The sequence below is a fragment of the uncultured Ralstonia sp. genome (genome assembly GCA_913056305.1).
Lineage (GTDB): Bacteria > Pseudomonadota > Gammaproteobacteria > Burkholderiales > Burkholderiaceae > Ralstonia.
Genome location: CAJXMR010000392.1, coordinates 1 through 2,403, shown reverse-complemented (window position 1 = coordinate 2,403; position 2,403 = coordinate 1). Strand labels below are relative to the sequence as shown.

Here is a 2,403-nt window from a genome sequence, read left to right as displayed (position 1 = left end):
GTAAGCACCCGGTGAACCCGTCTTGCCAGCTAGGTGGCGCTGGGCGTCCAGCGATGCGGGAGCAGTTCGGCGATGTCGGCCGCCTTGTGGGTCGGCAGTCGCGTGAGGACGTCTTTCAGATAGGCGTAGGGATCGTGCCCGTTGAGCTTGGCCGATTGGATCAGGCTCATGACGGCAGCCGCGCGTTGACCGGCGCGCAGTGAGCCTGCAAACAACCAATTGGAGCGACCCAGGGCAACCGGCCGGATCTGTCGCTCGACGTGGTTGTTGTCGATGGGCACCGTCGGGTCGTCGAGGTAACGCACGAGAGCCGGCCACCGCTTGAGGCTGTAGTCAATGGCCCGCGCGATCGCCGAGCCGTCTGGGACGCGGCGTCGCTGTTCCTCGAGCCAGGCGTGCAGCCGCTCTAGAATCGGGCCAGCCCTTTGTTGCCGCGCTGCCAGGCGCTGGTCTGGCTCAGCATCCCGCACTTGCGCCTCGATCTCGTACAAGCTCACCATGTAGCGCAGTGCCTGGCCCGCCAATTCGCTCTTGTGCTTGTCGTGCAGTTCAAAGAACTTGCGCCGCGAATGGGCCATGCAACCGATCTCAGTGACGCCACCGTCGAAGCTGGCCTTGTAGCCGGCGAAGTCATCACATACCAGCTTGCCTTGCCACTGCCCCAGGAACGCGCGAGCGTGCTCGCCGCTGCGGCTGGGCGCAAACTGGTAAATCACCGCGCGCATCTTCTCGAACTCGCTCGGCGCATAGGCCCACAGGTAGGCGCGGTGCGTCTTGCCATTGCCGGGCGCGAGCATCTGCACTGGCGTTTCGTCGGCGTGCAGAACACCGTGGCTCAGAACCTCTTCTTGCAGGGCGTCCACCAGCGGTTGCAGACGCACGCCACAGATGCCCACCCACGCGCCCAGTGTCGATTGCGGGATGGCCAGACCGGCGCGCGCATAGATGCGCTCCTGCCGATACAGGGGAAGGTGGTCGCCGAACTTGGACACCAGCGTATGTGCCAGCAGTCCGGCCGTCGGGATGCCTTTGTCGATGACGTGGGGTGGCACCGGCGTCTGCACCAGCGTCTCACACTGATCGCACACCCATTTGCCGCGGATGTGACGCTCCACGGTGAACGTGCCCGGCGTGTAGTCCAGCTTCTCGCTGATGTCTTCGCCAATGCGCTTGAGCGCACACCCACAGGTGCAGGTCTCTGCGTCCGGCTCGTGGTGGATGTCGGTGCGCGGCAACTGCGGCGGCAATGCCTGGCGCTTGGGCTTGCTCTTGGCTTCAGATTTGGACGACGGCAGGAGCGCTTCCAGTTCGGTCTCAATCGCCTCGAGGTCTGCGTCAATGGCTTCGTCCAGCAGACTCGCCTGTTCAGATGTCAGTTGCTCGCTGCGCTTGCCGAACTTCCAGCGCTTGTGGATGGCCAGCTCGTGTGTGAGCTGGTCGATCTTGGCTTGCCGGTACCGCAACTCCCGGTCCTTCTCGCCGACCTGGGCCATCAACTGCGCAGCCAGTGTGCGCAGTTCGTCCGGGCTCAGGGCATCGAGGTTGGTGGGTAGGTTCATGCGGCGAGTCTGCCAGAACCCCAAGTCCTCTGGAAGGAAGCCAGTTTACGGCTTTGGGGGTATTACACGACCGTGATCGCGTGGTCGTGGGTGAGCGTCTGCCAAGGCAGCCCCGTCACCAGCGCACGCAATTGCTCGGGATTGAGCGCCGTGGCGATCGCCTGGTCGCCGTTCGTCCAGATGAAGCGCCCCTTGTTGAGGCGCCGCGCGGCCAGCCAGATGCCGAAGCCGTCGTAGACCAGCACCTTCATGCGCGTCGAACTCTTATTGGCAAACAGGTAGGCGTGGTGGGGGCGTGCCGCGCCGAACACCTTGACGACCCGCGCGAGGATCGTTTCGGTACCGGCGCGCATGTCCAGCGGCTCCACGGCCAACCAGATCGCGTCCACCCGAATCAACGCAACCACCCTTGCAGCCACTGGGCGCACTGCGCTGCGGCCGATCCCGGCCAGCGAAGACTGATCGTCGTCGCGCCACGGCGGACTTCGATCTGGATGTCCGGCACGGCAGTGGTCGGCTCGCCGATCCGCAACGGGATGAACTCGCCTTGCGGCACCCTCATCAACTCGCGGTCCTCAGGCGCGCCATTCTTTGCTTCCTGCTCGGCGACCCAGCGCCGCAGCAGATTCGCATTGAGGCGATGGTGCAGGGCTATCGCCGCGATCGAAACACCCGGCTGCATGCACTCCTGCACTGCCTTGGCCTTGAACTCGGCGCTATGCCGACGTCGGCGCCGTATTGGCGCGCTCTCTTCGATAGTGTCCACGTGTCCACCTAGAACTAGATGGACACGATGCTCCTTGCTACGCGGGTCCCCTTCAAGACGGGTTCACCGGGTGCTTAC

Annotated in this window: 3 protein-coding genes; all 3 read right to left on the bottom strand. The window is 64.2% G+C overall.

Translation table 11 applies throughout. The features are described from left to right. Nucleotides 1-29: 29 nt before the first annotated feature. Complete coding sequence (locus tag QZ609_RS26465; protein ID WP_009238807.1) at nucleotides 30-1,559, bottom strand: IS66 family transposase; 1,530 nt, start codon at nucleotides 1,557-1,559, stop codon at nucleotides 30-32. Nucleotides 1,560-1,621: 62 nt separating this feature from the next. Continuing rightward, a complete protein-coding gene (gene tnpB, locus QZ609_RS26460) occupies nucleotides 1,622-1,948 on the bottom strand; it encodes an IS66 family insertion sequence element accessory protein TnpB (protein WP_131807846.1) in 327 nt (108 codons plus the stop codon). Nucleotides 1,949-1,953: 5 nt separating this feature from the next. Further along, nucleotides 1,954-2,325, bottom strand: coding sequence for a transposase (locus tag QZ609_RS26455; protein ID WP_004633552.1), 372 nt, complete (start codon nucleotides 2,323-2,325; stop codon nucleotides 1,954-1,956). Between the last annotated feature and the right edge of the window lie 78 nt (nucleotides 2,326-2,403).

What these genes read in the sequence shown, in the direction of transcription:
- QZ609_RS26465 (WP_009238807.1), bottom strand. Translation starts at nt 1,559, where the DNA reads ATGAACCTACCCACCAACCTCGATGCCCTGAGCCCGGACGAACTGCGC.